Source organism: Agrobacterium sp. S7/73 (genome assembly GCF_019355535.1).
GTDB classification, from domain to species: domain Bacteria; phylum Pseudomonadota; class Alphaproteobacteria; order Rhizobiales; family Rhizobiaceae; genus Agrobacterium; species Agrobacterium tumefaciens.
Genome location: NZ_CP072136.1, coordinates 845,014 through 866,002, shown reverse-complemented (window position 1 = coordinate 866,002; position 20,989 = coordinate 845,014). Strand labels below are relative to the sequence as shown.

The window sequence follows — 20,989 nt, the reverse complement described above, 5'->3', positions numbered from 1 at the left end:
CCAGTTACGGTATGCGGCGCTCATATTCCTCTTTCAGCCCCAGCCAGCTATCCCAGAAAGGCCCCGGTTCCTTTTCCTGAAGACGGGCGGCGAGAATGTCGAGATGCGCATGCCAGCCGGCGCTGACATTGAGCTTGGTCGTGCGATCCGCAAGCCGGCGGTGAACGAGTGTCAGAAGCACATCCTTCCCCAGAGCCTGAAGCTCGATCGACACCTCTGCGCTCTCACCCCAGGTGAAGACAAGGCGGTGCGGCGCAACGACGGTGATGATGCGTGAGGTCATCCTGTTCTCTTCGGAAAAACCTTCCGGGCGGCTGCCCGGCGGGTCGGAAAGCTCGTCGTTGCGCCAGACGAGTTCAAATGGTGCGTCGGGCGCAAGCCGCATCTCGCCGGACGCCAGCCACCGGCGGCGAAGGTCGCTCTGTGTCAGATAGGCCCAGACCCGCTCGATTGGTCCCGGCAGGAGCCGTTCTATCTTCAGGGTTGTCGGCTCGACGAGCCGGCCATAGGCGTCAGGCATTGCAATATCAGCCATTGTCATTTCCTCCATCTGCAGGGGATTTTCCCTGATCATCCTCCCTGAGCATATGCTCAAGAATATCGAGGCGGCTGTTCCAGAACTGCCGGTAGAAATCCAGCCATTCATGCGCCTCTGCCAACCGTTCCGGCGCAAGGCGGCAGACATGGGTACGCCCCCTTACCTCACGGCGGATAAGCCCGGCGTTTTCCAGCGCCTTGATGTGCTTGGATGCCGCAGCCAGCGATATGTCGAACGGCTCGGCCAGCTGGCTCACCGTTCGCTCGCCACGGGATAGATCGCGCAGCATCGTGCGCCGCGTCGCATCGCCAAGGGCATGAAAGACAGTGTCGAGATGTGGAACAGATAATTCAACCATGTTGTTGAATATAGGTCGCCAGACTAAAAAGTCAACCATATGGTTGAATATCAATTCACCGGAGCGCAGCCCATAAAAAACCCGCGGCGAACCGCGGGCTTGGTATTACAAGGATATTCGAAAGGCGGAGGATCACATCCCCTGCGAACCGCGGTTCATCGCTGCAACACCCGTGCGGCAGATCTCGATCAGGCCGAGCGGTTTGATGATGGCCACGAACTGGTCGATCTTGGACGACTTGCCGGTGATTTCGAAGATGAAATGCTCGACTGTCGCGTCCACCACCTTGGCCTGAAACGCATCCGCAAGACGCAGCGTCTCGGCGCGGGCTTCACCCGAACCGGCGACCTTGATCAGCGCTACTTCACGCTCGATCGGCCGTTCCTGCCCGAGTTCGCGAGCGCGAACGGTGAGATCGAGCACCCGGTGCACAGGAACGATGCGTTCCAGCTGCGCCTTGATCTGCTCCAGCACGATAGGTGTGCCGCGCGTTACGATCGTGATGCGCGACAGATGCGCCTCATGCTCGGTTTCCGAAACCGTCAGGCTTTCGATGTTGTAACCCCGGCCGGAAAACAGGCCGATGACCCGGGCGAGAACGCCCGGCTCGTTGCTGACGAGAACCGACAGCGTATGATTTTCGACGGCAGCCGTTTCCTTCTGGATGAAATAGGCGGAGCCGGTGGGTTGTAGGTGTGCGTTCATGTCCTTTTCCTCTCCCGGCTCAGACTAGCTGACGGCCCTTGGCATCGATGGCGTTGGCAACAGCTTCATCCGTCGCCTCATCCGGCAACAGCATCTCGTTATGGGCTTTACCAGATGGGATCATCGGGAAGCAATTGGCGAGATTGGCAACGCGGCAATCGAAGATGACCGGCCTGTTGACCGCAATCATCTCGGCGATCTTGTCGTCCAGTTCCTTCGGATCGTCGCAATACATGCCAACCGCGCCATAGGCTTCCGCCAGTTTGACGAAGTCAGGCATGGCTTCGGTATAGGAGTTGGACAGGCGGTTGCCGTGCAGCAACTGCTGCCACTGCCGCACCATGCCCATATACTGGTTGTTGAGGATGAAAATCTTCACCGGCAGACCGTACTGGATGGCGCAGGACATTTCCTGAATGCACATCTGGATCGAGGCATCACCGGCAATGTCGATAACCAGCGCTTCCGGATGCGCGACCTGCACGCCGATAGCTGCCGGCAGGCCGTATCCCATGGTACCGAGACCGCCCGAGGTCATCCAGTGGTTCGGCTCCTCGAAGCCGAAGAACTGCGCCGCCCACATCTGGTGCTGGCCAACTTCGGTGGTGATGAAAGTCTCGCGCCCCTTCGATGCCTCGTAAAGACGCTGCAATGCATATTGCGGCATGATGACATCGTTGGAATTCTTGTAGGCGAAGGAGTTGCGGGCGCGCCAGCGCTCGATCTGCAGCCACCAGTCCGCGGTCTGCGCTTTTTCCGGCTTCTTCGGCAAAGCGCGCCACAGGCGAACGATATCTTCCAGAACATGGCTGACGTCGCCAATGATCGGAACGTCGACGCGCACGGTCTTGTTGATCGAAGACGGATCGATATCGACGTGAATCTTCTTGGAATTCGGCGAAAACGCATTCAGGCGCCCGGTAATACGGTCGTCGAAACGTGCGCCGATGCAGACCAGCACGTCGCAATCATGCATTGTCATATTGGCTTCGTACGAACCGTGCATGCCCAGCATGCCGAGCCAGTTCTTGCCGGAAGCCGGATAGGCGCCGAGACCCATCAGCGTCGAGGTGATCGGGAAACCGGTCAGCTCTACCAGTTCGCGCAGCAGCCGTGTCGCTTCCGGGCCGGAGTTGATGACGCCACCACCGGTGTAGAAAACCGGCTTCTTTGCCTTAGACATCAATTCGATGGCCGCGTGAATGGCGTTGAGATCGCCCTGAACCTTCGGCTTGTAGCTCTTCTGCTGAATGGCGGCGGAAGGCGGCGTATAGGTGCCGGTGGCGAACTGGATGTCCTTCGGAATATCGACAACGACGGGGCCGGGACGACCAGTCTGTGCGATGCGGAAGGCCTCATGGATGATGCCCGCCAGTTCGTTGACGTCCTTTACCAGCCAGTTGTGCTTGGTGCAGGGGCGCGTAATGCCGACGGTATCGCATTCCTGAAATGCGTCGGAGCCGATCAGCGATGTCGGAACCTGGCCGGAGAGGCAGACGAGCGGAATGGAATCCATCAGCGCATCCTGCAGCGGGGTGACCGCATTGGTGGCGCCGGGACCGGAGGTAACGAGCATGACACCGACCTTGCCGGTGGAGCGGGCATAACCTTCGGCAGCATGGCCGGCACCCTGCTCGTGACGTACGAGAATATGCTGAATGTCTTCCTGCTGGAAAATCTCGTCGTAGATCGGAAGCACGGCACCACCAGGATAACCGAAGATGTGCTCGACGCCGTTGTCCTTCAGCGCCTTCAGAACAATCTCCGCACCTGTCATGCTATTGCTGTTTTCCGTATTATCCTTATCCGTCATTGCCTGTTTCCATCCCGCTTTGGCTTTGGATATCGAGGAGCCCGAGGGCCTGTTTGAAGACATAAAAAAAGGCCCCTAGAGGAGCCTCGTTCAGCGCATGGGTGCTTTCGCCGGATGGTTACACCATCCTGCCCATGCGCCGTCCCACCACGATAAGTACGTTAAGATTTTTCATGGGCCGGAGTGTTAGCCAGAAAAGCGCCAGTCGTCAACGCATATTGCGGAAAAAATCGGCGTCGGCTTCTTTTATTACCCGTAAGGCACCATGGACGAAATTTTCGAACGCAACAGATACACAGGTTGTTAAATATAATCTTTTACAATCAAAGATGCAGATAATGCCCGAACCACCGCGATCATCCGCATGTACCGGGATAAGACGTGAATAGTGACGAGTTTCATAGAGCGTCCCGCATGGACGAAAACGAACGGCGATCCGGCCAGCAGCCGGCTAACCGCATGCTCGGCCGCGTCATCGCCTGTGATGGCGCCCATGCGACAATCGCCGCAGAAACGGAAATCGGCTCAACCGATGTCGCGCAGCTCTGGTCCGTCGGACGCCTGATCTCGATCGAAATGGGAACGAGCCGCGTCGCCGCACTGGTATACGCCATGCGCACGGGCGAAGAACACTGGTCGTCGGACAAGCCGAACCGGCTGCTGATCGACGTGGAACTCGTTGGCGAAGTCTACCGCACCGAAGATGGCAGCGAACGTTTTTCCACCGGCATTTCCCGTTACCCCTACCTGGGCGCGGTCGCGCATCGCATCCGCACGGGAGACCTTTCCAAGATCTATGACAGCGGCAAGCGAGACACATGCGTCATTGGTAAGCTGACGCAGGACGACACGATTGGCGCGGCCATCAACATCCAGCAGATGCTGGCGAAACATTTCGCCGTCGTCGGCTCGACGGGCGTGGGCAAAACCACCGCCGTCTCCCTTCTTCTGAACAAGGCGATCGAGACGGACCCGAAGCTGCGTGTCCTCATTCTCGATCCGCACAATGAATTTGCGGCCGCCTTTCCCGATCATTCTGTCGTCATCGACACCGACACGCTCGACCTTCCCTTCTGGCTGATGCGCCTTGAAGAATTCGCGGAAGTGATTTTCCGCGGACGCAAGCCCGTACCGGAAGAGATGGACGTCCTTCGCGACATCATTCCGGAAGCGAAAAAGGCATTTCGCGGCACAGATGGCTCCGCCGTTCGCCGCACGTCCGACAAGAGCGCGATCACGCCCGACACGCCGGTGCCTTACCGCATGGCCGATATTCTCGCCCTCATCGACGAGCGCATCGGGCGGCTGGAAGGGCGCGGCGAAAAGCCGACCCTGCGCTCCCTCAAGGGTCGCATCCTCTCGGCCATCAATGATACGCGCTATAACTTCATGTTCTCCAGCAATACGATCAGCGACACCATTCTGGAAACGGTGGCGCATATCTTCCGTATTCCAGGAGAAGGCAAGCCGATTTCGGTTTTCCAGCTGTCCGGTATCCCCTCGGAAGTGGTGAACTCGGTCGTCTCCGTCCTTTGCCGCATGTCCTTCGAACTCGCGGTGCTGGCGCGCGGCTCGCTGCATATGCTTGTCGTCTGCGAAGAAGCGCACCGTTACGTTCCCGCCGACCCTGAGCGCGGATTTTTCCCGACCCGGCAGGCGATCGCGCAGATCGCCAAGGAAGGCCGCAAATACGGTATTTCGCTTGGCGTCATCAGCCAGCGTCCGAGTGAGCTGGACCAGACCATCCTGTCGCAGTGCTCGACCGTTTTTGCCATGCGGCTGACGAACGAGATCGACCAGAAGATCATTCTGTCCGCCGTACCGAACGCCTCAACCTCGACCACCAGTTTCCTCTCGTCCATCGGCAATGGCGAGGCAATCGCCTTTGGCGAGGCAGTGGGCGTACCGATGCGCATGCGCTTCGACCGCGTCTCCACGGCAAAATTGCCGAAGGCGAACGGCGCAGTCAGCCATACGCCCCAGGAAACGCCCGATACGGTGGATCTAAACACCATCGTCAGCCGCATGCGCGCGGTAGCCAAGCCCGTCATCACCGGCTTCCAGCAAAGCGTCGAAGCGGCCTTCTCCGATATGCAGGAACCGATGTCAGCTCCCAGGGAAGCGGACGACGTCGATCGCTGGAAACGCGAACTGGGGACGGCGGCGACGGAAGGATACGAACCCTACCGCCCCGACATGCTGCCCGGACGCACAACCCTCGCGCCACAGTCGCCCGCAACGGCAACGGATACCAGCGCTGTCAACGAATTGCGCAAAGTCGGCTTCCAGATGCAGGCACAGAGTGGCCCGCCTCCATCAGAGACACGTCCTTCGCTGCGGGAGAGCCTGATGAAAAAGCCGCTAGGCAGCCTTTACCGCAAGGACTGAGCGCGGCCCTTACGGCTGGATACGTGCCCAGTCCGGCCCCATCTGGTTGCGGAACCAGGTCATCTGCCGCTTGGCATATTGGCGGGTCGCGGCCGCCGATTTTTCGATGACCTCTGCCTCACTCATACCGCCAGCCAGCATATCGGCGATCTGGGAAACGCCGATCGCCTTCATCGCTGTGGCGTCAGGCGCAAGGTTCATGGCGAGAAGAGCTTTCACCTCTTCCACAGCACCACTCTCCATCATGGTTTCGAACCGCCGATTGATGCGGTCGTGCAGCACGGGCCGTTCCGGCAGGACCACAAATTTCTGCGCTCGGTCCGGATCAACTATCATCGGACCACTGGCTTTTTGGAACTCCATGATCGACTTTCCCGTCGCTTCCATGACTTCCAGCGCCCGGACGATCCGCTGGCCGTCCCCCGGCTGAAGCCCCCGCGCCATCAAGGGATCGCACCGCGACAGCTCCGCGTGCAGGACCGTTGACCCCTCTTCGATCAGCCGGGCGCGCAGCCTCTCGCGTATGTCGTCAGGAATGTCGGGCATATCGGACAAGCCGCCCGTCAGTGCCTTGAAATAAAGCCCCGTACCGCCAACGATGACCGGAAAACGCTGCTGCCTGCGCAAATCCCCAAGCAGGGCGGAAATGTCCCGCAGCCATTCACCCGTTGAGTAGGAACTGCTTGCCGGCACATGGCCGTATAGCAGATGTGGCACGCCTGCCATTTCTTCCTCGGATGGCCGGGCGGTCAGCACCCGCAGCGTGTCATAAACCTGCATGCTGTCGGCATTGATCACGACACTGTTCCGCTCCCGCGCCATACGAAGCGCAAGCGCGGACTTGCCGCTTGCCGTCGGGCCGGTTATCAGGATCGCATCAAAATTCTCATCAAGGTTTTTCATCATGGCTTTCGTTGCCACGCTTATCGCCAATCCGTCAAATCCTGTTCTGACACCGGCCCTCGGCGAAGCGGCCGCCAATGCCGTAAACGCATCCGGTCTCTACTGGCTGGCCGATGGCATCGCCTGCGATATTGCCCTGCCCTCTGGCACCGATGCCGAACAGGCACGTGACGCGATTGCCGATGTGCTTTCGGGCCAGCCGATCGATATCGTCGTTCAGGAACAGGACAAGCGCCGCAAGAAGCTTCTGATCGCCGATATGGATTCGACCATGATCGGTCAGGAATGCATCGACGAGCTGGCCGCCGAAGTGGGATTGAAGGACAAGGTTTCCACGATTACCGCTCGCGCCATGAATGGCGAAATCGCTTTTGAGCCGGCGCTCCGCGAGCGCGTGGCGCTGCTGAAGGGCCTGCCAGTCTCCGTCATCGATGACGTTATCGAAAAGCGCATCACGCTGACATCAGGCGGCAAGGAGCTGATCGCCACCATGAAGGCGAAAGGCTACTATACCGCCCTCGTTTCTGGCGGTTTCACGGTCTTCACCGGCCGGGTGGCGGCGATGCTGGGGTTTGACGAGAACCGCGCCAATCTTCTCGGCGAGGCCGATGGCCAGTTGGATGGCACCGTTGCCGAACCGATCCTTGGCAAACAGGCCAAGGTGGATGCGCTGAACGATATCGCCGCAAAGCTCGGCATCTCGCCGGACGAGGCAATGGCGGTCGGCGATGGCGCCAACGATCTCGGCATGCTGCATCTGGCCGGCGCGGGCGTTGCCCTGCACGCCAAGCCCGCCGTCGCCGCCGAGGCGCAGATGCGCATCGACCATGGCGACCTGACCGCACTCCTTTACATTCAGGGTTACCGCAAGACGGATTTTGTCGTTCCATGATCATCCGCGAAACATCAAGGCTCATTCTGCGCGAGTGGAAGGAGAGCGACCGCAATCTGTTCCGCGAAATCAACGCCGACGAAAAGGTCATGGAATTTTTTCCCTTCCGCCGCAGCCATGCGGAAGCGGATGCGGTTCTCGAAACCATCAACGGCATGATCCGCGGCAGCGGTTACGGCTTCTACGCCATGGAACTGCGCGAAACCGGCGAGGTTATGGGATTTTGCGGCATATCGCCGGTCATGAACCTCGATCCGCCCTTCCCGCTCGGAACCATGGAAATCGGCTGGCGGCTTGCCACCCGCTTCTGGGGTCACGGCTATGTCACCGAGGCCGCGCAATCGCTGCTCGTCATGGCTTTTGACGAAAAGGAAACGCCGGAAATCGTCTCCTTTGCCGTCCATGACAACCAGCGTTCGACGCGGGTGATGGAACGTATCGGCCTCAAGCGTGACCCGTCACGAGACTTCGACCACCCGCGCGTCCCGGAAGACACCCATCCGCATCTGCGCCCGCATGTGACCTATGCGCTGACGCTCGCGGAGTGGCGGGAACGACAGGCGCAGTAGCGCCCTCGCCCGCCAGTTCGGCAATTATTTCACAGCCGCATTTCCGCCGTCGGCAAACAGGGCCGATCCGGCAACGAAGCTCGACATCGGGCTGGAGAGGAAAAGGGCGGCCTGCGCCAGTTCTTCCGGTTCCGCAATGCGCTTCATCGCATGCAGCCCTGCAGCCCACTCCTTCTGGGCGGCATCTCCCGCCATCGGCGTATCGACTCCGCCGGGAAGCAGCGCATTGGCGCGAATTCCCTTGAAGGCGTAGTCGGCAGTAATGCCCTTCACCAGCCCCATCAGCGCCGCCTTGGCGGTGCCATAGGCTGCCATGCCGGGTATGCCGGCGCTGGTGCCGACGAAGCTGGAGATGAAGACGACCGAACCGCCTCCCCGCTTCAACATCGCAGGGATCTGGCTGCGCACGCCGAGAAATGCGGAAGTGAGGTTGGCGGTGATCACGTGATCCCATTCCTCTACCGAAATCTCCGCAAGCGGTTTTGTTGCTCCAACGGCGCCGGCATTGTTGACGGCGATATCGAGACCGCCAAAGACGGTCATGGCCGCATCCGTCAGACGGGCATGGGTTTCCGCAACTGTGACGTCACCCACGACAGGGTGAACGCGACCGCCGGCCTGGCGAATGGCGGAAGCCACATCCTCGAGTGCCTCGGCACCACGCGCGTTGATAATGACGGCCGCGCCCTGTTCGGCAAACAGGCTTGCCGTCGCCCGGCCGATGCCGGATGACGCGCCAGTGATGATCGCAACCTTGTTTTCCAATAATTTCATATCCTTGGCCTCCTTTGCCGGAGACCGAGGAATAGAGAGCAAGCCGAACCACAGCCACCCGATTCCTGCCGAACCGGGCGAAAGAAGCTTTACTCCAGCGGCAGCGCCACGACGCGCAGATTGCCCTGTGCATCGGCAACCATCATATGCGCATTCTTGCGACCCTCGGATTTCAGGCCGTTGACACGCACAAGCACGTCGCCCGGAACCTCCATGAAGTCCTGTCCGACCTCGACGATGACATCACCCGCCTTCATGCCCTTCTGTTCGGCAGGCGAACCCTGATCGACGCTAGCAACAAGCACGCCTTCGACGCTTTCGGCAATGCCCTTCTCCGTCCGCAACTCGTTGCTCAGCACTACGAGGTTCATGCCGAGCACGCGCTGCGGCGCTTCGCGCACCTCCGGCGTCTGGTCCTGCGCCTGATCGTCGGAACCGCCCTTGTCATCAGGCACGACCATGCCGCCATCACCGTCCTCGGCCTGCGGATCGTCGGTTGCGGCCTTTTCATCGGGCGCATCCTGCAACTGGCCAAGCTTTACCTTGACGGTCTCTTCCTTTCCGTCACGGAAGACCACGACATCGACTTCCTTGCCGACCGGGCTTTCCGCCACGATCCTCAAGAGGTCACGCATCTCGTGAATATCCTTGCCGTCGAATTTCAGTACGATATCGCCGGCCTGGATCGGGCCGTTTTCCACCGGGCCACCTTTGGCCACGCCGGAAATCAAGGCACCCTTTGCCGCTTCCATGCCAAGGCTTGCGGCCACGTCGTCGGTAACCGGCTGGACGCGCACGCCGAGCCAGCCACGGCGGGTTTCGCCGAATTGGATGAGCTGCTCGACGATATTCTGGGCGAGTTCCGTCGGAACCGCGAAACCGATGCCGATCGAACCGCCGCTCGGCGAAATGATCGCCGTATTGATGCCGATCACCTCACCCTTCATGTTGAAGAGCGGACCGCCGGAATTGCCCTTGTTGATTGCAGCATCCGTCTGGATGAAGTTGTCATAGGGACCGGCATTGATGTTACGCCCGCGCGCGGAAACGACGCCGACGGTCAGCGATCCACCAAGGCCGAAGGGATTGCCAACGGCCATGACCCAGTCACCGATGCGCATGCTGCGCGAATCGCCGAACTTGACTGCCTTCAGCGGAGCCTTCGGCTCTACCTTCAAAACGGAAAGATCGGTCTTGGTATCAGTGCCGACCAGCGTTGCCTTCAGCTTCGAACCATTCGGGAAAATCACCTCGATGGCGTCTGCGCCCTCGATGACGTGATTGTTGGTGACGATGTAGCCAGCCGGATCGATAACGAAGCCGGATCCCAGCGAACTGACCTTGTCGCCGCCTTCCGGTTTCTGGTTGTCGAAATAATCCTTGAAGAACTCCTGGAAAGGCGAACCTTCCGGCAGTTTCGGCGGCACAGGCCCCTTGCCCTCGGTCTTGACGTTCTGCGACGTCGAAATATTCACCACCGCATCAAGAAGCGGTGCGGCAAGATCGGCGACCGATGCCGGCCCATGGCTCTGCGCCCATGCCGCAACCGGTGCCGAAAGGCTACCCGCCACAAGTGCGAAGCCCGCGACTGCGGCAATGCTGCTGCGAAAAGGCGAAAGAAGGGTCACGGCCATAAGCGTCCTCGCGTTTCAAATCGTCATTCCCTGCATATATCGTCAGAGCATAAGGCGGAATGATGAAGTGTAAAAATACCTTTTCGTGAACAGCACCGGCTGCCTTGCTCACTGCCTACAGCATCGGCGCGAAAACGGATATCCCTTTCCGGGCGCGAGACAACAGGATTTTGTCCCCTTTCCGTTTTGCTGCCACCCAGCCATTCGCTCAAAAGAAAGGGCCGGTTAAAACCGGCCCCTCCAAAATCATTCGATCCGTTATCAATTTGCCGGCGGTGCGGCAGGTGCGGCCGGAGCCGTGGATGGAGCACCGTTGATGTCGTTGAAATAACGGAAGAAGGTCGAGTCGGGAGACAGGACCAGCGTCGTGCCGGTTCCAGACAGCGCGCTGGAATAGGCCGCCATGGAACGATAGAACTCGAAGAAGCTCGGGTCGCGCTGGAAGGCTTCGCCGAAGACCCGGTTACGCTCCGCATCGCCTTCACCGCGCAGGACTTCGGACTGACGCTGGGCATCGGATTCGAATTCCACGACCTGACGGTCGGCAATAGCGCGACGACGCTGTGCCGCCTCGTTACCGCGGGCGCGGATCAGTTCGGCTTCGGCCAGACGTTCCGACTTCATACGCTCGAAGGTCTGCTGCGAGACTTCCTGCGTGAGATCGGTGCGGCGGATACGGACATCCACGATGCTGACGCCAAGCGATTCCGCGTCGGGACGCAGATCGTCACGTACTTCCTGCATCATCGATGCACGCGCATCCGAAAGCGCCGATTCGAAGCCGCGAAGACCGTAGACCCGGCGCAACGACGCGTCGAGACGAGTGCGTAGACGCGATTCCGCCGACATCTGGTCACCGGAGACCGTCTGCCTGAAGCGGCGGGCATCCGTGATGCGATAGACCACGAAGGCATCAACCTCGTAGAACTTGCCGCCGGAAACCTGAACACGGATGTTGTCGTGATCGAAGCGCAGCGCCCGGTTCTCGATATATTGCACCCGATCGGCATCCATGAAGGCGAAGGGCAGCTTGAAGTAGAGGCCCGGCGCCGTTTTCACGTCCTGGATCTGACCGAAGCGCACAACGATGGCCTGCTGACGCTCGGTGACTACGAAGATCGACGAATAGGCCAGGAAAAGCACGGCGGCGAGACCGACGAGAACGGCCGTAAGACGGTTGCTCATATCAGTTGCCTCCCTGCTGTGCCGCGCCCGGATTGCCGCGCATGATCTCGTTCAGAGGCAGATAAGGCACCACACCCTGTTTTTCGTCGATGATGACCTTGTTGGAACCCTTCAGGACCTGTTCCATCGTTTCCAGGAACATGCGCTGGCGGGTCACGTCAGGTGCCGTGCGATATTGATCGTAGATGGAAATGAAGCGCTGCGCCTCACCCTCTGCCTCGTTGACGACACGAGATTTGTAGGCGTTCGCCTCTTCGATGATCTGTGCTGCCTGACCACGTGCGGCACCCAGCTTCTGGTTGGCGTACTGGTTGGCTTCCTGCACGAAGCGGTCCTCGTCCTGCTCGGCACGCTGCACTTCGTCGAAGGCGTCGGCCACTTCGCGCGGCGGCGCCGCGTCTTCGATGGCGACAGCATTGATGGAGATGCCGGCCCCGTATCCGTCCATGGTGGACTGGATGATGGTGCGCACATCCGCCGCGATCGCCTGACGGTTGTCACGGAAAATGTCCTGTGCGGGACGACGGCCGACGATTTCGCGCATCGCGCTTTCGGAAACCTGCTGCAAGGTCTCAGCCGGGCTGTCGACGTTGAAGAGGTAGGATTTCGGATCGGAAACCGTATAGAGCACCGAGAACTGCACGTTGACGATATTCTGGTCACCGGTCAGCATCACGCCGTTCGCGGAGGAAGACGAAGCGCGCGAACCGATATTCTGCTGCTGTTCGGTCACCTTGACGATTTCAACCGTCTCGATCGGCCACAGATGGAAATGCAGGCCGGGCATCGAAATCTCATCCTTCGGACGCCCGAAACGCAGCTCCACGCCGCGCTCGTCCGGCTGGACGGTGTAGATGGACTGAATGCCGAGGAAAACCAGAACGACGAGAGCGACGATCGCAATCGCGCCGCCATTGAACCCGCCCGGCAGGACATTCTTGAAGCGGTCCTGGCTGCGCCGGATGATCTCTTCCAGATCGGGCGGGCCGCCATTGCCGCCGCCACCGCCGCGAGGCCGGTTAGGTCCCTGCCCCCATGGGCCGCCACCGCCGCCCTGGTTGTTTCCGCCACCACCGCCGCCGCCCCAAGGGCCGCCGCCGCCATTCTGATTGCTCCAGGGCATCAATACCTCTTTATAAAAGCCTCTCCCGATCCCGTTCGAAAGCGATTGCTCGCGTGCGGCGGGAATATGGACCCGTTATAAGAAGGAGAAGCGTGCGTTTCAACGCAGAGGTGGTAACTAAATACCCAATCAGGGTAAATAGTTCACTTTGACGCGGCTCTGCGCAAATAAGTGGTGAACAGAACCGGATAATTGTCCTTTTCCCCGGCGGGAACGGCATTTTCCTCGATTTTTTCAAAGACGGCGGGATCGATTTCCGGAAAAAAAGTGTCGCCATCAAGCTTTACGGCCACATGGGTGACGGAAAGTTGATCGGCAAACGGCATGGCCTGACGGTAGATTTCCCCGCCACCGGCCACGAAAACCTCGTCCACGCCCAGTTCCGCAGCCTTGCTTTTCCCAAGCGCCAGGGCATCTTCAAGCGACGACACGACATCCACGCCATCGGGCCTGTAATCGGCATTGCGGCTGACGATGATGTGCGGCCGGCCCGGCAAAGGACGCTCGCCCACCGAGAGAAATGTCTTCCTGCCCATGATGAGCGGTTTGCCCATCGTCATCGCCTTGAAGCGCTTGAGGTCAGTGGAAAGCTTCCAAGGCATATCGAGGTCGCGGCCGATAACGCCGTTTTCCGACACCGCGACGATGATGGTGATGCGCGGCTCGCTCATACCGCGATCGGTGCCTTGATGGTTGAATCCGCTTCGTAGTTCTCAAGCTTAAAGTCTTCGAACTTAAAGGAGAAGAGGTCTCGCACATCCGGGTTGAGGCGCATCGTCGGCAGGGCCTTGGGGGTCCGCGTCATCTGCAATTTCGCCTGCTCGAAATGGTTGGCGTAGATATGCGCGTCACCAAGCGTATGGACGAAATCGCCGGGCTTCAGCCCCGTGACCTGCGCCACCATCAGCGTCAGAAGTGCGTAGGAAGCAATATTGAAAGGCACGCCGAGGAAAATATCGGCCGAGCGCTGGTAAAGCTGGCAGGACAGCTTTCCATCCGAAACATAGAACTGGAACAGGCAATGGCAGGGCGGCAGCGCCATCTCGTCCACCAGCGCCGGGTTCCAGGCCGAAACGATGTGGCGGCGAGAATTGGGATTGGTTTTGAGGGCCTCGATCAAAAGCGCGATCTGGTCGATGTGGCGGCCGTCGGGCGCCGGCCAGGAACGCCACTGTGCTCCGTAAACCGGACCCAGATCACCATTTTCATCGGCCCATTCGTCCCATATGGAAACGCCGTTTTCCTTGAGATAGGCGATATTGGTATCGCCCTTCAGGAACCACAGTAGTTCATGGATGATCGAGCGCAGATGCAGCTTCTTGGTGGTGAGAACCGGAAAACCTTCCGCAAGATCGAAACGCATCTGGTAACCGAAGACCGAACGCGTACCCGTGCCGGTGCGATCTCCGCGGTCGGAGCCGGTATCCATCACATGCCGGAGAAGATCGAGATATTGTTTCATGTGTTCTGCCGCCGATTCCCTGATATCAAGGGAATATAATAACACAGGGCGACAGAACCAATCACCAGCGGGTCGCTTATCCCCGCGAAAAAATCAGAGCGACTGGAGTTTGCCCAGTTCCTTGGCCACCAGATAATAAAACGTCACACGCGACTTGGAGCGGTCTGCGGCCATGGCCTTGGCGGTTGCATCGATCGCCTTATCGGCGCTGTCATCGGTCACGCCAAGCTTCTTGCCGCACCAGTTCGCCTTCACACGCGCAAGCTCTTCCGGATCGGAAGCGGACACCAGCGATGAATCCCGGTTGCGCAGGGCAATGCCGAGATGTTTGACGATTTTGCCGACAATCGCTTCGTCGGCTGCTGCGTCGTATTTCTTCACATCTGCGAGATAGTCAGTCATGTCCACTCCTTCGTGTGTCCCCGGCCCGGTGTTGCTTGTGGTGACCGGTTGTAGGGAGAATGTGTCAGCAATCCCTCGTCGTCAAGAATTGTCTAAATTGTGGGCGGCAAACACGAAATCTTTTCATGGAATTGTCATCGGCCCCTTTTCTCGGCCAAGGGAAACGCCTATATGAACCTTGCCGGGGCAACCCGGCTATGGCGATAAACGGTCGGTGTAATAAACCTATTGGACCCGGGGGCGGTACCCGGCGCCTCCACCAAAAACCGGCGGCTTTTCAAGATGAAGGCCGGCTTTTGATGGGGGCGAAATAGGATCGACAAGGGCGTAAAGATCGAACTTTTGCTCGGCATGATACCGCCGTTATCGGGTCACAAGTGTAGTTGCAAATGACAACAACGCTAAGGAATACGCTCTCGCTGCCTAATGGCGGTGCGGGAATTCCGCTCTAAAGTCCTCACGGTTAGCCCCGTGAGGCGGGGTTCGGAGGTACCTGGCAACAGAAACCTCCACCTTCTCCATTTTGCCTGAATTGGTTATATGATAGCTGACTTGCACACAGCATCGGCTTTTCCGTTGCTGCCGTTCAGGACATTGCGTATACTTGGGTAATGCGTAGCCGCCAGGATCGAAATTGATCCCGGCTTGCGGATTACGCAAAGATTCAAAGTGTTACAGCGTCCTTGGCGCACTTGGTGCGCAGCGCTTTAAAAGACGTTCGAATAAGGGAAAGACAGGACCGCATGGGGCAGGATCATATCCGTTACGACATTCTCGCACAGGATGCCCTTCGCGGCGTTATTCGCAAAGTTTTGGGTGAAGTGGCCGCAACCGGCCGCCTGCCCGGCGACCACCATTTCTTCATAACATTTCTGACCGGCGCGCCCGGTGTGCGGATTTCGCAGCACCTCAAGTCCAAATATGCCGAGCAGATGACCATCGTCATCCAGCATCAGTTCTGGGACCTGAAGGTGACGGAGATCGGCTTTGAAATCGGCCTGTCCTTCTCGGATACGCCGGAAAAGCTGGTTGTTCCCTATAACGCCATCAGAGGTTTCTACGATCCTTCCGTCAATTTCGAGCTTGAGTTCGATGTGCCCCTGGCAGACGAGGAAGAGCTGGAAGAGGCCGAAATCACCGCCTATCCCGTTTCCCATGAGGCAAAGCCGGCTACAACGTCGGAGACGCCCAAGTCCGGCGAGGAAAAGAAGGAAGGCTCCGTCGTTTCTCTGGATGCCTTCCGCAAGAAGCAATAACGGCTTTTTGCCCGACCGCGCGAAGCTCAAGGAGACATATCCGCATGGCCGCCGATATCGTCAATCTGCGTCAGTTCCGGAAGCAGAAAGCCCGTAGCGAAAAAGAAAAACAGGCGGATCAGAACCGCCTGTATTTCGGTCGCACCAAAGCGGAAAAAAACCTCACATCGGCCCTAAACGAAAAAGCCGAAAAGGCGCTCGATCAGGGGCGGCTTGAAAAGGACGATGACAGGACCGACAGGGATTGAAGAGCCGGCCTGCCCGGGCAAACTTTCGGAAGACCGGAAAAAACACCGCTAAACAGAGGCTTGCAGGCACGGCATGATTCAGATTCCCAACCGGACCAGCCGGAGAGATTGATCTGATGATCCGCAAGCACTCCACGACATTGCACGGCCACCGTACCAGCATTTCACTCGAGGATGCCTTCTGGGACGAGCTGAAAATCATCGCCGAAAAGCGCAAGATCAGTTTCGCCGCCCTGCTTGCGGAAATAGACGACAACCGGCCAGCCGACAGCAATCTGTCCTCATCCCTTCGGGTCCATGTTCTGAATTGGCTGAAGAGCAGGTGAGCTTGCTGCAAGGTGGCATCGAAAGATGATACTCCAGCGGCGCGCATATGCGCCGGCTCATATCCAGCCATTCTCCGACTACAAACATTCTTGCCGAAAACTCATAATGTCGTGAAAGCATTCATTAAACATTAGCGCGCTAATTTGTACTGCAAGGCGCTTCAGTACTGCGTAGCCTTGCTTCCAGATTTGTATTTCAAGCTTTTCCTTTCCATCCGCACGCCACGATGCGACCCATGGTTTCCGCCGCTTCGGGAACGAGCATCGCTGTTTCCGTCCTCTCCTCTTCATCCACCTCGTCTTCAAGCGTTGCCGAACTGAAATCGCAGATTGCCGAAAAGCAGTCAGAACTCGCCCAGACCTCCGAAGCGAAAGCACAGGAAGAACTGAAGAGTACTATTGCATCGCTGCAAGCGCAGCTCGAGGCACTCGAAAACAGCTCCGACAAATCGGCTTCCTCAAGCAACAGCGCGGACAAGCCCAGCCTGTCGGGGGAAAGCAGCAGGATCGGCACCAAGAATTTTGATGCCGACACGCCCTTCGGCGAGCGTGAAGCCTGGATTTAACAGGCTAACGGATAATTTTCGCAAAGTGGTCGAGGCGGCAGCTGCCCGGACCGCGTCAAAATTCGCCCTGAGACACGGTCTCTAACCTCTCTCCAAAATGCGCCGTCGTCGCAGCAAACTTACGGATTGGCCGGAGCGTTTTCGGGCGCCAGTTGCCTGATCGCATCTTCCGTTGGAGGCACCGTCAGGGCCGGCGTTGATTGCCGCTCGGGAACAGGTTGCTGCTGCTGCTGCTGTTGCTGCTGCTGCTGTTGCTGCAACCGCTCCTGCTGTTCCTTTTCCTGCCGCAGACGCTCCTCTGCCGCCGCCTTAAGGCGCGCCTCCTCTTCGGCCTTGGCCTTGGCTTCCGCCTCCACCCGTTCCTTTTCAGCCTGACGTTCAGCCGCCTGAGAACGATAAAGCGCCGTTTCACGACGCAGGCGCTGCTTTTCAAGAACGCTGGCCTGCATGGCCTCGACGCGACGGCGTTCCTTTTCGAAAGCCCGGAGTGACAGATAATTGCCGAGCGCCGAAACATCGGTCGTCAAAGCCGGTGCGGCGAGCGGACCGTTATAGTTGAGACGCAGCGACGGTTCGGCGCCAGCAACCACTTCGGTGCCGGGATTGAAGATAAGATCGAGATCGCCATTAACGGTCGATGCTGCAATATCGACCGTCGCATCTCCGGTAAGCGTCACTGGATCGATCCCGGCGCGCAAATTCTGGAAGTGCAGCGCGCCGCCATTCAGGGTGAATGGCAGGGCTACGTTGCCGAGCGGTATTTCGCCCTGCCACAGGCTCTGATCCACCAGCGGCCGAACCTTTGGCGCGTCGATCGGCTGCTGTAAGCCTTCCGCCGCCTGCAGGATCGGCGGAAAGGCACCGGGATTAAGCCCTTTGAGCACAAGCCCGCTGGCGCGCACTTCCCCGGAGCCACCTGCCGATTTCAAAATTTCACCAACGCTTTTGCCCGTCGATTCGGCGGTCAGATCGATCGCCACCCGGCCCGTCGCGACCGGGCCGTTGGCATTCGCCCACAATATCGACTCGGGATTGGCGTCGTTCACCGCGATCTTGGTGCGGAAAATGCCCGCTCCCTCGCCTGTGGACATGGCAAGCCGCCCGGTCAGCTTTCCGCCCATGAAGGTGCCGGCGATATCATCAAGCGCGAGATTGCCATCATCATGCGTGATCTTGGTCGACAGACCCGTGACCGTGCCGAAGGGACCGGCCTCGAAACTTTCCGCTTTCAGCGACAGCGAGGCCTTGAGTTGCGGGAAAGCCGGCATGGCCAGCGGCTTGGCGTTGAGCGTGCCCGTCTCCGGGTCGATCACCGGTCCGTATATCGCATCTCCGAGCCAGGCAAGATCGACCGTCCGAAGGGCAAGATCACCGGTGACGGAATGGGGGGCCGCGCGCTGGAACGCCAGACTGCCCGAGAAAGGGTTGCCGCCCGCCTGCCCGCCGAGGGCGGAAAACGCAATCTTCTGCGCATCCACCGCCATTTTTCCGTTCGCCTTCAGCGCCATGCCACCACCAAGCTGCGGCAGGCCAACCGCATTCATGATGAGATAGGGCTCTATATCAGCGCTTTCGAGCGCCAGATCCGCACTACCCTCGCCGAAATTGGCGGCGGCAACGGCAAAGGATCCAATCATCGAGAAATGCGTGCGCTCCGTCGAGAAACGGATATCGGTCTGGACGGGAGAACCGAGCGTGCCGTTGAGCTTGACGGAAAGCAGCCCTTCCCCGTCGGCATCGAACGGCAGAGGATCAAGCCCTGCCTGCCCGAACAGGATCGCCGTCGACTGGTTTTTCAAAACCCCTTCCAGCGACATCGCCGTATCGTCGGTGATGGACAGGAAATCCGGCATCTTGGCCACGGCCGAAAGACGGCTGCCGTTGACTGTGCCGGAAACGGCGACATTGGCGCCGCCATTTTCGCTATTGACCGAAACATCCATGGCAAGGTCGGAATTGGCGTACCACGGAGAACTCGCCGCCAGACGGCTGAGGAACGGATGACCAGGCAATTTCTGCTGCAGCATGGCGAAGAACGGCTGCATATCTGTCGCATGCAGGTTCACCGTGCCCTTGCCCGCATATTTCAGCAACGACCCCTGCAACTGCCCTTTCGCCTTGACTTCGGCACCGGCGATATCGCCAGCCGTCATCTTTTCAAGCGAGAGAACGCCGCCCGCCATGGTGAAGGCGGTTTCCACATGATTTGCAGTCACACCGGCCATGTTGAACCGGTCGGCCTTGAACTTGGCGTCGATGCGATGGTCGAGAACAGAACTTCCGACCTGATCGCCGAGCGCCAGGCTGCCAAGCGCCTTCAGGGCGTCGAGATCGATCTCGTTACCGGCAAGATCGATCGAAAGATTGGAGGCCTTGCCGTCAGAGCGCCGTTCCAGCTTCCCCTTCAGAGAGGCGTCGCCAATGGCAAGCTCGAGATTGTCGAAACGCTGGTTCAGCGTCGTCAGCGAGACGTCGGCGGAAAAACCGGCGGCATTGAGCTGGCGGATCGCCGGATCGACAGAACCGGAAAGCCAGTTTGCCAGCCCGGATGGCTGGTTGGAGGCAACGAGCAGATTGCCGTTGAAAGCGGGACCATCCAGCAGCGTCAGGGAACCTTTGGCTTCCAGCTGCGTCCTGCCGGGCAGCGTTGCCACGGCGTTAACCACCTGCCAGCCGCTGCCATCAGGGCGCACGTCCAGCCGGATGTCACGAATGGTCGTGTCGTCGGAAACCAGCGCCGGTAGGCTGATGCTGGCCTTGCCCGGCACCGGCGGAACCGGAATGCGGGCGACCATGGCGGCAAATGCCTCGATGCGCTGGCGCACGGAAGCGGTGGGCTGGCGCGAGGTCTTGCCGGTCTGCACGACGGGCGGTGCGAAACGATTGACGTCGATCTGCTGGCCATCCGCCGTGAGCAGAAATTCCGGCTTGGCCCCGGTATCCAGCGTTGCCTCGCCGGTCACGACGTAAGGATTTTCGTTGCCACCGAGCTCCATGCGGTAGCTCGGTATGCGCACGCTTTCATTCGTCAGTTCGAAGCTGCCGCGGGTACGTGGCGACGAGAACAGCGATTGCCCGGCCTGCTGCTTCTGTTTTTGGTCTTCACGGAAACTGAAGGCGAAGGAACCGCTATAGGCGGGTTTTCCCGCAGTCGCGGCAATCGCACCGTCCAGATCGACCTCAACCGGATGTTCATCCGGCACCACGCGAATCCGCAGGCCCATGCGCCCATTGGTATAATCCGGCTCACTGCTGGACAGCGAGAACGAGCCTGGATGCCCGTCAACGGCAGCGCGCCCTTCCGCCTTCCATGGTCCGGCCAGCGAATTGGCGGACATGTCGGCGTTAAGACGCGTCACAACACGATTGCGGCCGGATTGCTCGTCGATGAATTCGATCTGCCCGCCTTCGATCTGCACACTTTCCAGAACCACGGTGCGGGCTGGAATTTCCGCCCGGCTGCCGCGCATCCAGTCCAGAGTGCCGTCTTTCAGAAGCCGGATCTTGGCCTTAGGTTCCTCGATGCGCATGTCGAAGATACGCGCTTCACCGGAAAGGAAAGGCGCCAACTCGGCATCCATGGAAAAACGCGCCACCTGAATGAGCGGCGATCCGTCCGCATCCGTTCCTGCGCGCACGTCATGCAGCGTCACCGAAGGGAAAGGGAGAAGCCGGGCTTCGACGCGACCGTGCACCACCACCTTCTTGCCCAGAATGCGGCTTGCCTGATCTTCGAAATCGCGGCGGAAATCCGTCCAGTCAACGAAATAGGGAATGAGCAGCGCTGAAAACAGCACCACGGCCAGCAGTCCGCCCAGAAAAACCAGAATACGCCCGAGCACTGAAC

The 20,989-nt window shown here is 59.2% G+C and carries 20 protein-coding genes and 1 other RNA gene; 8 read left to right on the top strand and 13 right to left on the bottom strand.

The window, feature by feature from the left end; translation table 11 throughout:
* Positions 1–4 precede the first annotated feature (4 nt).
* The 4 genes from J5276_RS03950 to J5276_RS03935 form a co-directional block, all read right to left on the bottom strand.
* A complete protein-coding gene (locus tag J5276_RS03950; protein WP_111783538.1) occupies positions 5–535 on the bottom strand; it encodes an SRPBCC family protein in 531 nt (176 codons plus the stop codon).
* Positions 528–896 carry a helix-turn-helix transcriptional regulator gene (locus tag J5276_RS03945; protein WP_112154010.1) on the bottom strand — a complete coding sequence of 123 codons (369 nt, stop codon included), beginning with the start codon at positions 894–896 and terminating at the stop codon, positions 528–530. The genes J5276_RS03950 and J5276_RS03945 overlap by 8 nt, the downstream gene beginning before the upstream one ends.
* A gap of 132 nt (positions 897–1,028) precedes the next feature.
* Positions 1,029–1,601: an acetolactate synthase small subunit gene (gene ilvN, locus J5276_RS03940; protein ID WP_112154011.1), complete on the bottom strand. Its 573-nt coding sequence runs from the start codon at positions 1,599–1,601 to the stop codon at positions 1,029–1,031.
* 19 nt (positions 1,602–1,620) lie between these two features.
* Positions 1,621–3,414 carry an acetolactate synthase 3 large subunit gene (locus J5276_RS03935; protein ID WP_112154012.1) on the bottom strand — a complete coding sequence of 598 codons (1,794 nt, stop codon included), beginning with the start codon at positions 3,412–3,414 and terminating at the stop codon, positions 1,621–1,623.
* 381 nt (positions 3,415–3,795) lie between these two features.
* Here J5276_RS03935 and J5276_RS03930 point away from each other — a divergent pair, with 381 nt between their 5' ends.
* A complete protein-coding gene (locus J5276_RS03930; RefSeq protein WP_112154013.1) occupies positions 3,796–5,802 on the top strand; it encodes an ATP-binding protein in 2,007 nt (668 codons plus the stop codon).
* 9 nt (positions 5,803–5,811) lie between these two features.
* Here the strand turns inward: J5276_RS03930 and miaA are convergent, their stop codons facing one another.
* Entirely contained in the window at positions 5,812–6,708 is an 897-nt protein-coding gene (gene miaA / locus J5276_RS03925) for a tRNA (adenosine(37)-N6)-dimethylallyltransferase MiaA (RefSeq protein WP_112154014.1), read from the bottom strand.
* Here miaA and serB point away from each other — a divergent pair.
* Together serB and J5276_RS03915 are read left to right on the top strand one after the other, a co-directional pair.
* Complete coding sequence (gene serB, locus J5276_RS03920; RefSeq protein ID WP_003513107.1) at positions 6,707–7,597, top strand: phosphoserine phosphatase SerB; 891 nt, start codon at positions 6,707–6,709, stop codon at positions 7,595–7,597. The genes miaA and serB overlap by 2 nt on opposite strands.
* Positions 7,594–8,166 carry a GNAT family N-acetyltransferase gene (locus J5276_RS03915; RefSeq protein ID WP_097100562.1) on the top strand — a complete coding sequence of 191 codons (573 nt, stop codon included), beginning with the start codon at positions 7,594–7,596 and terminating at the stop codon, positions 8,164–8,166. The genes serB and J5276_RS03915 overlap by 4 nt, the downstream gene beginning before the upstream one ends.
* Before the next feature lie 24 nt (positions 8,167–8,190).
* Here the strand turns inward: J5276_RS03915 and J5276_RS03910 are convergent, their stop codons facing one another.
* The 7 genes from J5276_RS03910 to J5276_RS03880 all read right to left on the bottom strand — a co-directional run bounded on the left by J5276_RS03910 (position 8,191) and on the right by J5276_RS03880 (position 14,746).
* On the bottom strand, positions 8,191–8,940 hold the full coding sequence (locus J5276_RS03910; protein WP_112154016.1) for an SDR family oxidoreductase: 750 nt from the start codon (positions 8,938–8,940) through the stop codon (positions 8,191–8,193).
* Between the two features lie 89 nt (positions 8,941–9,029).
* Positions 9,030–10,574, bottom strand: coding sequence for a Do family serine endopeptidase (locus J5276_RS03905; RefSeq protein ID WP_003513113.1), 1,545 nt, complete (start codon positions 10,572–10,574; stop codon positions 9,030–9,032).
* Positions 10,575–10,835: 261 nt separating this feature from the next.
* Positions 10,836–11,759 carry a protease modulator HflC gene (gene hflC, locus J5276_RS03900; protein ID WP_003513118.1) on the bottom strand — a complete coding sequence of 308 codons (924 nt, stop codon included), beginning with the start codon at positions 11,757–11,759 and terminating at the stop codon, positions 10,836–10,838.
* A 1-nt stretch (position 11,760) separates the two neighbouring features.
* Positions 11,761–12,882, bottom strand: a complete 1,122-nt coding sequence (hflK, locus tag J5276_RS03895; protein WP_003513120.1) for an FtsH protease activity modulator HflK — start codon at positions 12,880–12,882, stop codon at positions 11,761–11,763.
* Positions 12,883–13,025: 143 nt separating this feature from the next.
* Entirely contained in the window at positions 13,026–13,553 is a 528-nt protein-coding gene (locus tag J5276_RS03890) for a dihydrofolate reductase (protein WP_019565314.1), read from the bottom strand.
* On the bottom strand, positions 13,550–14,344 hold the full coding sequence (locus tag J5276_RS03885) for a thymidylate synthase (RefSeq protein ID WP_111790717.1): 795 nt from the start codon (positions 14,342–14,344) through the stop codon (positions 13,550–13,552). The genes J5276_RS03890 and J5276_RS03885 overlap by 4 nt, the downstream gene beginning before the upstream one ends.
* 93 nt (positions 14,345–14,437) lie before the next feature.
* Complete coding sequence (locus tag J5276_RS03880; RefSeq protein ID WP_003513125.1) at positions 14,438–14,746, bottom strand: DUF2853 family protein; 309 nt, start codon at positions 14,744–14,746, stop codon at positions 14,438–14,440.
* A 141-nt stretch (positions 14,747–14,887) separates the two neighbouring features.
* Here J5276_RS03880 and ssrA point away from each other — a divergent pair.
* The 5 genes from ssrA (at position 14,888) to J5276_RS03855 (ending at position 17,142) form a co-directional block, all read left to right on the top strand.
* Positions 14,888–15,260: a transfer-messenger RNA gene (ssrA, locus tag J5276_RS03875) on the top strand.
* A 229-nt stretch (positions 15,261–15,489) separates the two neighbouring features.
* Positions 15,490–16,002, top strand: a complete 513-nt coding sequence (locus J5276_RS03870; protein WP_003513127.1) for an SspB family protein — start codon at positions 15,490–15,492, stop codon at positions 16,000–16,002.
* A 44-nt stretch (positions 16,003–16,046) separates the two neighbouring features.
* Positions 16,047–16,250, top strand: coding sequence for a DUF4169 family protein (locus J5276_RS03865; protein WP_038491548.1), 204 nt, complete (start codon positions 16,047–16,049; stop codon positions 16,248–16,250).
* Between the two features lie 116 nt (positions 16,251–16,366).
* Positions 16,367–16,576 (top strand): ribbon-helix-helix domain-containing protein, encoded by a 210-nt coding sequence (locus J5276_RS03860; RefSeq protein WP_003513131.1) that lies wholly within the window; start codon positions 16,367–16,369, stop codon positions 16,574–16,576.
* Positions 16,577–16,812: 236 nt separating this feature from the next.
* Positions 16,813–17,142 carry a hypothetical protein gene (locus tag J5276_RS03855; protein WP_013636482.1) on the top strand — a complete coding sequence of 110 codons (330 nt, stop codon included), beginning with the start codon at positions 16,813–16,815 and terminating at the stop codon, positions 17,140–17,142.
* A 119-nt stretch (positions 17,143–17,261) separates the two neighbouring features.
* On the opposite strand, the gene J5276_RS03850 is transcribed toward J5276_RS03855, so the two are convergent.
* Positions 17,262–20,984, bottom strand: coding sequence for an AsmA-like C-terminal region-containing protein (locus J5276_RS03850; RefSeq protein WP_112154018.1), 3,723 nt, complete (start codon positions 20,982–20,984; stop codon positions 17,262–17,264).
* Between the last annotated feature and the right edge of the window lie 5 nt (positions 20,985–20,989).

Bases quoted from the DNA above. Each gene is read 5' to 3' on its own strand.
- J5276_RS03855 (WP_013636482.1), top strand. From the start codon at position 16,813: ATGGTTTCCGCCGCTTCGGGAACGAGCATCGCTGTTTCCGTCCTCTCC.
- J5276_RS03910 (WP_112154016.1), bottom strand. From the start codon at position 8,940: ATGAAATTATTGGAAAACAAGGTTGCGATCATCACTGGCGCGTCATCC.
- hflK (WP_003513120.1), bottom strand. From the start codon at position 12,882: ATGCCCTGGAGCAATCAGAATGGCGGCGGCGGCCCTTGGGGCGGCGGC.
- J5276_RS03915 (WP_097100562.1), top strand. From the start codon at position 7,594: ATGATCATCCGCGAAACATCAAGGCTCATTCTGCGCGAGTGGAAGGAG.
- J5276_RS03950 (WP_111783538.1), bottom strand. From the start codon at position 535: ATGGCTGATATTGCAATGCCTGACGCCTATGGCCGGCTCGTCGAGCCG.
- hflC (WP_003513118.1), bottom strand. From the start codon at position 11,759: ATGAGCAACCGTCTTACGGCCGTTCTCGTCGGTCTCGCCGCCGTGCTT.
- J5276_RS03935 (WP_112154012.1), bottom strand. From the start codon at position 3,414: ATGACGGATAAGGATAATACGGAAAACAGCAATAGCATGACAGGTGCG.
- miaA (WP_112154014.1), bottom strand. From the start codon at position 6,708: ATGATGAAAAACCTTGATGAGAATTTTGATGCGATCCTGATAACCGGC.
- J5276_RS03880 (WP_003513125.1), bottom strand. From the start codon at position 14,746: ATGACTGACTATCTCGCAGATGTGAAGAAATACGACGCAGCAGCCGAC.
- J5276_RS03945 (WP_112154010.1), bottom strand. From the start codon at position 896: ATGGTTGAATTATCTGTTCCACATCTCGACACTGTCTTTCATGCCCTT.
- J5276_RS03905 (WP_003513113.1), bottom strand. From the start codon at position 10,574: ATGGCCGTGACCCTTCTTTCGCCTTTTCGCAGCAGCATTGCCGCAGTC.
- J5276_RS03865 (WP_038491548.1), top strand. From the start codon at position 16,047: ATGGCCGCCGATATCGTCAATCTGCGTCAGTTCCGGAAGCAGAAAGCC.
- J5276_RS03890 (WP_019565314.1), bottom strand. From the start codon at position 13,553: ATGAGCGAGCCGCGCATCACCATCATCGTCGCGGTGTCGGAAAACGGC.
- J5276_RS03885 (WP_111790717.1), bottom strand. From the start codon at position 14,344: ATGAAACAATATCTCGATCTTCTCCGGCATGTGATGGATACCGGCTCC.
- serB (WP_003513107.1), top strand. From the start codon at position 6,707: ATGGCTTTCGTTGCCACGCTTATCGCCAATCCGTCAAATCCTGTTCTG.
- J5276_RS03860 (WP_003513131.1), top strand. From the start codon at position 16,367: ATGATCCGCAAGCACTCCACGACATTGCACGGCCACCGTACCAGCATT.
- J5276_RS03870 (WP_003513127.1), top strand. From the start codon at position 15,490: ATGGGGCAGGATCATATCCGTTACGACATTCTCGCACAGGATGCCCTT.
- ilvN (WP_112154011.1), bottom strand. From the start codon at position 1,601: ATGAACGCACACCTACAACCCACCGGCTCCGCCTATTTCATCCAGAAG.